The 6,559-nt window shown below is 40.3% G+C and carries 3 protein-coding genes and 1 pseudogene; 3 read left to right on the top strand and 1 reads right to left on the bottom strand.

The window, feature by feature from the left end; translation table 11 throughout:
- Positions 1-159: 159 nt before the first annotated feature.
- The 3 genes and pseudogenes from AACW06_RS16135 to AACW06_RS16125 form a co-directional block, all read left to right on the top strand.
- A pseudogene (locus tag AACW06_RS16135) lies at positions 160-738 on the top strand (ATP-binding cassette domain-containing protein); the annotation flags it as partial.
- A gap of 147 nt (positions 739-885) precedes the next feature.
- Positions 886-1,866, top strand: a complete 981-nt coding sequence (gene trhO, locus AACW06_RS16130) for an oxygen-dependent tRNA uridine(34) hydroxylase TrhO (protein ID WP_192075855.1) — start codon at positions 886-888, stop codon at positions 1,864-1,866.
- Positions 1,867-2,193: 327 nt separating this feature from the next.
- Entirely contained in the window at positions 2,194-4,515 is a 2,322-nt protein-coding gene (locus tag AACW06_RS16125; protein WP_192075854.1) for a sigma factor-like helix-turn-helix DNA-binding protein, read from the top strand.
- A gap of 320 nt (positions 4,516-4,835) precedes the next feature.
- Here the strand turns inward: AACW06_RS16125 and AACW06_RS16120 are convergent, their stop codons facing one another.
- Positions 4,836-6,467, bottom strand: coding sequence for a glycoside hydrolase family 32 protein (locus AACW06_RS16120; RefSeq protein WP_192075853.1), 1,632 nt, complete (start codon positions 6,465-6,467; stop codon positions 4,836-4,838).
- Between the last annotated feature and the right edge of the window lie 92 nt (positions 6,468-6,559).

Genomic DNA, 6,559 nt, shown 5'->3' with positions numbered 1-6,559 from the left:
ACTACGTGATACTTCGTGTAATAGACACTATGGGACGAGGTGTAATATTGCATTTATCCATCGTACCGTCTCCAAAGGCATTCATCCACGGGTAAACCCGTGGTTTTCTGTATCCACAGAATAAAATCGCAGGCTGAGCTACACTATTTTAGGCTTGAGCAACATTCGTGGCAGCCAAATAATTTAGCCAAACATTTGGCGATACTCCCGCAGCAAAGCACGCTTAATTTCCCATTTCTAGCGCAAGAAGTGGTCGAATTAGGTGCACTTCCCCTTTTCTTGAGCCAACAGCAAACCCATAATATCGCACTGCATTACATGCAAAAAACCGATATTGTTGAACGAGCAGAAACCCTTTATCCTGCCTTATCTGGTGGAGAAAAACAGCGTTTACACCTAGCGCGTGTGCTTACGCAATTGCACCACTCAGGCGATAAAAAGATCCTGATGCTTGATGAGCCAACATCCGCCTTAGACCTTGCTCATCAACACAATACGCTCAATATTGCGCGAACATTAGCGACCGAGGAAAATTGTGCCGTTGTAGTTGTGTTACATGATCTCAACCTTGCCGCTCAATACGCTGATCGCATAGTAATGCTACATAAAGGAAAATTGGTTTGCGATGCTCCACCGCGGCAAGCATTAACTTCAACTCGAATTCAACAAGTATATGGCTACCACTCATTGGTTGCCTCGCATCCAACTCTGGATTTCCCTATGGTTTATCCCGCTTAAGAGTGGCCTGAATGGTATATCCCTATCATTTGGACTCTCCTTTCGAGAAACCGTTGTATTGTCCTTAGAAACTGTCGGTATTTGTCGGTGCATCCCTTAGCTATAATGCGCCCAAATTCTCTATATCGTTTTTATAAAAGGTAACCCATGAGCCAATATGTCGTTTGTGCACTCTATAAGTTTGTTGAACTCAACCACTACCAAGAGCTGCAAACACCGCTTCTTGAGCTGATGGAAGAAAACCAAATTCGAGGCACACTTCTGCTTGCCAGTGAAGGTATTAACGGTACTGTTTCATCATCACGTAAAGGGATCGATGCGCTACTGGCTTGGCTCGACGCGGAACCCAGCCTGAAGAATACCGTTTACAAAGAGTCCCTAGCATCAGAGCCGCCATTTAACCGTACTAAAGTTAAGTTGAAAAAAGAGATTGTGACGATGGGCGTGGAAGGCATAGATCCTCGTCATGTAGTCGGTACTTATGTCAAACCAGAAAACTGGAATGCTCTCATTTCCGACCCAGAGGTATTGGTTGTCGATACTCGTAATGATTACGAAATCCAAATCGGCACATTTAAAAACGCACAAAACCCACACACAGAAACATTCAGAGAATTCCCTGAATACGTAAAGCAAAACTTAGCACCGGAAAAACACAAAAAAGTAGCCATGTTCTGTACTGGTGGGATTCGCTGTGAAAAATCAACCGCTTACTTGAAAGAACAAGGGTTTGAGGAAGTTTATCACCTTGAAGGCGGAATTTTGAAATACCTTGAAGAAGTTCCTGAAGAAGAGAGTTTATGGCAAGGTGATTGCTATGTCTTTGATGGCCGAGTGGCGGTTGGTCACGCTTTAAAAGAAAGTGATTACCAAGTATGTAATGCCTGCCGTTTACCGATTACTGAAAAAGACAAACAGAGCGTTCACTTCGAACAAGGTGTAAGTTGTGCTAAATGCGTGGGTACCCATACTGAGGAGCAGCTAGCACGTTTTCGTGAGCGTGAAAAGCAGGTGCAACTAGCCAAACAGCGCGGTGAAGATCATATCGGCGGCGATGCGGCGCAACTTATCGAGCAAAAGCGTGCGGAAAAATTGGCTCGCAAAGCACAGCAACGCGGTTCAAATTAATAGCGGTAGGCATCGTACCAATGAGATGAATAAGTCTTAACTTTATTTGTCAGGTTCGATTAACAGTACTCAATCTAATCTGACAGTTGGCAACGTACCAAAAGCGGGCGTTCGACTTGCCCCAAAGTTTGCTGGAGCAGGATTGAACATAGTTTCAAGCCTAGGAATTTGACTTACTTTTCATCATGCCTAGAACACATAATCAAATTTACTAATCCACTACAGTCTTTACTCCCATACCTGCGATATATAGTTGTGCCATTGTTGGATATGAAAGGGGCTGGTGATAAACTGATAAGCATATAGGTTCAGATTGACGATATGGATATGAAAATGGAAGTTTGTAGAGAAAAGCAATCGGATGAGTTGTCTGAGAAAGTTATCGAAAGAGCTAGCAAAATACCAGTTGATGCTATAGGTCTACCAGCGCGTGCCCGAAATATTATAGCAACTAGGCGTCTCAAGAATAGCTATGAAGCAATATCAATAGTTCTATCTGGTTTTTCGGGGATGGATGGCGTGGGGGCGAAAACCATATCTGAAAGTCAGGCATTAGTTTTCAGGTTTATAAATACAATCGAATCTGCTTCAGAAGAAGAAGTTTTAAAACTTATTGATCCTAGGGAGACTTACCTTTCTTCCGCAAATGGCAATTTAGTAGAATCTTTCCCAGCTATTGTTGAATTATATTTTTCAAAACTTAAGACGAAAAAATTAGAAAGAGATAAAGATGTACTGTACAAAAGATTTGGACTGAATGGTGAAAACAAGTATACCCTTGAAGATTTAGGTACATATTACGATATTACTCGTGAAAGAGTTCGGCAGATTGAAGCTAAATCTATCAAGGAATTAGGCTTGCTATTAAATGATGGCTTGAATCAAAAGGAGTGGAAAATATGCAATAAAATTGTTCAATCGTATACCGCACTTAATAGTAAGTTTGAAATAACTGAATGGCTGCTTAATAAAGATGATGTTGAAAGGGTATTCTTAGAGTTTTTTGATGATACTCTCGAAGAAAATTACTTGGATCTATTTATGGAGGTTTGTGGTTATATAAAGTTCCCAAGATCTGTTGTAGGCTTTAGAGGACAAATATGTGAATCTTGGTGCAAGAGTGTTAAATATAAAAAGTCTGAGTTTGAATCTATATTTCAAGCGTTGGATAGTATTTATGATAAAGCAGAGTCCATTCCGATATTTGACTTTATAGTTTCAGCAAAAAAGAAAAGAAAATCGAATTCTGCGATTTCAAATGAGTCGATTAAAATGGCGCTGTTGGCTACAAAAGATATAGAATACGATGGAAAGAAAATAACGGTAAAGTTTACTAGGCTACGCAGTGCAGCAGATAAAGCGGTAAGAATTTTAGAGTCTCACGGAAAGCCAATGCACTTTGCTAAAGTGGCTCAAGAAATAAATTTACTCTCAAAATCATCAGCTTATTCCACACCTATTAAGGAGACAAATCTAAAAAACCAGTTTGTATCTGACAGTAGGTTCACCCCCATCGGTAGGAGTGGTGAGTGGGGTTTAACAGCGTGGGGTAACTTAAATAATATCACTATTATTGAAGCTATTGAAAAGGTGTTACATGATGCCGGTGCCCCCCTAAAGTTCTCAGATATTAAAGAGCGCGTGGCAAAGCTCAGGCCTGATGCATCCCAAAATTCACTGAAAGTATATCTCCATGACCAACCGAAATTCGTAAGAGTTGGTAAATCTGAGTTTGCTCTTAGTACATGGAGAATGCAAGGTTTAACTAAAGAGCCTAAGAGAAAGTCAGTTTCAGTAAAGTATTTTAATCAGGCAATAAAAACAGCTCTCCAAGAAAGTAACCCAATCGACTTTCCCAAGTTAACTAATAAAATAATTATTATGACGAACCTATCTGAAGTCAGTGTTCGTCAGCGGCTTTTATCTACTGATGGGATTGATATAAGAAGAGAAAAAGGAAAGCGTTGCAAAGTAGTCTATTGTAACGATCTAAATGTACTAGATGATGTAAAAGCTGAAAAGACCCTTCTTCTTGAATTAATTCAGGATGAAATTCGGTCAATATTATTTGAACAACCAAATATCCCCATTAAAAAAGGAGATCTATATAAGGAAGTGTCAAAAAACATTAGCTGTCTTCGCCCAACATTTTACTCATATTTGGACAGAATGAATGATATTCATACGTATAAAAAGGGTAACGACTATTTTGCTGTGTATCATTATGAAGAAGTTGTTGAAAAAATTGAGATAGATGTCAGTAAATATACGTCAGACATCAAAACTAAGGAACTGCTAAAAAGGCCACTTTCATTTCTTACAATCGATGATGTTGATATTTCTCTATTTGAATTTGGTTTGCTATTTGAAACGACATTGAAACAATATCTCCTCGAGCAAAAAAATAAAGGAACGATTACGGTTAGTTCGAAAGATACATCTAAACTTGTAAATATGATTGCTTGCGTTGTAAGGGAAGGTATTGTTACGAAAGGGCATCATCTAAGTACTTTACGAGAAGAGAGAAATAATCGTGCTCACGGGAATGTTCCAAGTATAGAAGAGCGAAAGCAACTCTTTAATAAGGCTTATTACATCTCAGACCTTTTTGTTAAATACATTTGTTTCTTTCGAAATAAGTTAGACTGAAAATTTTACGAAGTATAAAGTGTTCCGCTCCGGTGATACTGGACAATCATGCAAGCATTTTTTTGCAGTACTTCTAGTAATTCATGTTGTGCTAAATTAGAAAAGATGCAACTTGCTTATGTCCAAAAACGAGTTTGTCCGACCGTCAGGTTCCTCGCTCATAGCTGTCTGTCCGATGAAGTCCAACCCTATTCATCGAAACTGTAAGATCAGATATGAGCTACTACAAATGAGAGCATTTGTCGTCCCATATTTCTTTAAACAACTTACTGCTCACCATTATTTATGGTCACCAATATGGTGACCATATTACTACTAACTTACAAAGGATAAAGCGCTGCATCCGCTGCTTTCATTTCAGCAAATTCAACCTCAGCTTTTGCATTAATCAAACGGCATTGGGTTGCATTTTGTTCAGTAAATACTCTTCCCGTCATTACCGCTTGACCGTCATTGATAAAAACTTCGACAGATGAACTGTCAGATAAAATATGCAAAGCGACTTGTTCGCTATCTAACTCAAGTTCACGAATAACATCACCATGTCGAATCAATGTATTAGAACGATCTAAGCGTAAAACTTTCGTTTCAGCATCTAAGGTAATATCAACATATTGCTCACCTAACTCAAATAAACGCAAGGTTGCTCCCCATGGCAGCGTCGTTTGTATTTCAAAACTTTTTGTTTTGAGATCAACGGGCTCATTGCCTAGCTCAATTTTTATCAAATTCCCTCTCAACTGTGCTAATTCACGAAGCGGACGCTGAACTAATTGGCCTTGCTCGATACTCAATTCACGAATCGCTGTATATTGATGTATCCAACCGTTATCACAGCTTGGGTGGTCAACATCATCCGGCAACCCCATCCAGCCACACATGATTCGGCGACCGTCTTCAGTTTGCATACTTTGTGGTGCATAAAAATCAAAGCCTGAATCGAGTTCTTGCAACTCAGAAAAACGAGGTAGACCTTTATCATCCCACATTACTTTAGCAATACGATTTCGGTGTACCGTCGTGTGATGAGGGCTAGGTGACTCCACACCTTGCGGACCAAACACAAAATAGTCTTGCCCATCAAGTTCAAACATATCGGGGCATTCCCACATATAGCCCATTGGAGCGATATCATCGCCGGCCAATCCATCATACTGCCAATCCTTCAGATTATCAGAATGATAAACCGCAACACGACCCTGTAGATCAGTCGTTTGTGCACCGATCAACATCAACCATTTATCATCATGACGAATCACTTTAGGATCTCGAAAATGTTCTGTAACACCTTCCGGTAATTCGCGAATAACGGGACCATATTTCTCAAAGTGCAGTCCATCTTTCGATACCGCCATACATTGCATCGTTTGGCGATCACGCTGCTCTCCGAGTCGAACATTTCCAGTGTAAAACAGCATCAGTTCATCACCATGACTGACTGCATGCCCAGAATAGACACCGTGGCTATCGTACCAGTCTGATGGTGTGAGAGCGATCGAGCGCCACTGCCAATTGATAAGGTCACCGCTGGTTAAATGCACCCAGTATTTGTCTTTATGTGCACAAGCGTGCGGATACCACTGATAGAAAAGATGATATTGCCCTTGATGATAGATGAAGCCATTCGGGTCATTTAGAAGTCCTTGTGGAGGTGCGACGTGCCAAATAGGACGAAATGGACATTCCGTTTTCACGAGTCGCTTAGCCGCATCAAGTCGTTGTTGCGATGCGATCACTTTACCGATTTCACCCAACTGCTTGTCAAGGAAGGTGTTGGTTCTTGGCATAGACAACTGCCACTCACCTAACACTTCGATCAACTCAGCACCATTTGGCAATTCACCAACCAATGAATGATCATGTACTGAAATAACAACCTGACTCTCTGGTGCTAAAACTCGTTTAATATTGGCCTGACCACCCACTAAACTCACAATTTCTTCAAATGACATCTGCTTACACTCAATAAAATGGGAACGATTGCAAAATATAAAACAATGCTCACTATTGCAAGTGTTACGGAAAACTAGTTATCGATTATGAG

Origin of the sequence: Vibrio sp. S12_S33 (genome assembly GCF_963889785.1) — a bacterium.
GTDB classification, from domain to species: Bacteria; Pseudomonadota; Gammaproteobacteria; order Enterobacterales; family Vibrionaceae; genus Vibrio; species Vibrio aestuarianus.
Note: the sequence above shows the minus strand (reverse complement) of the source record. Positions and strands in the feature narration are given on the sequence as shown.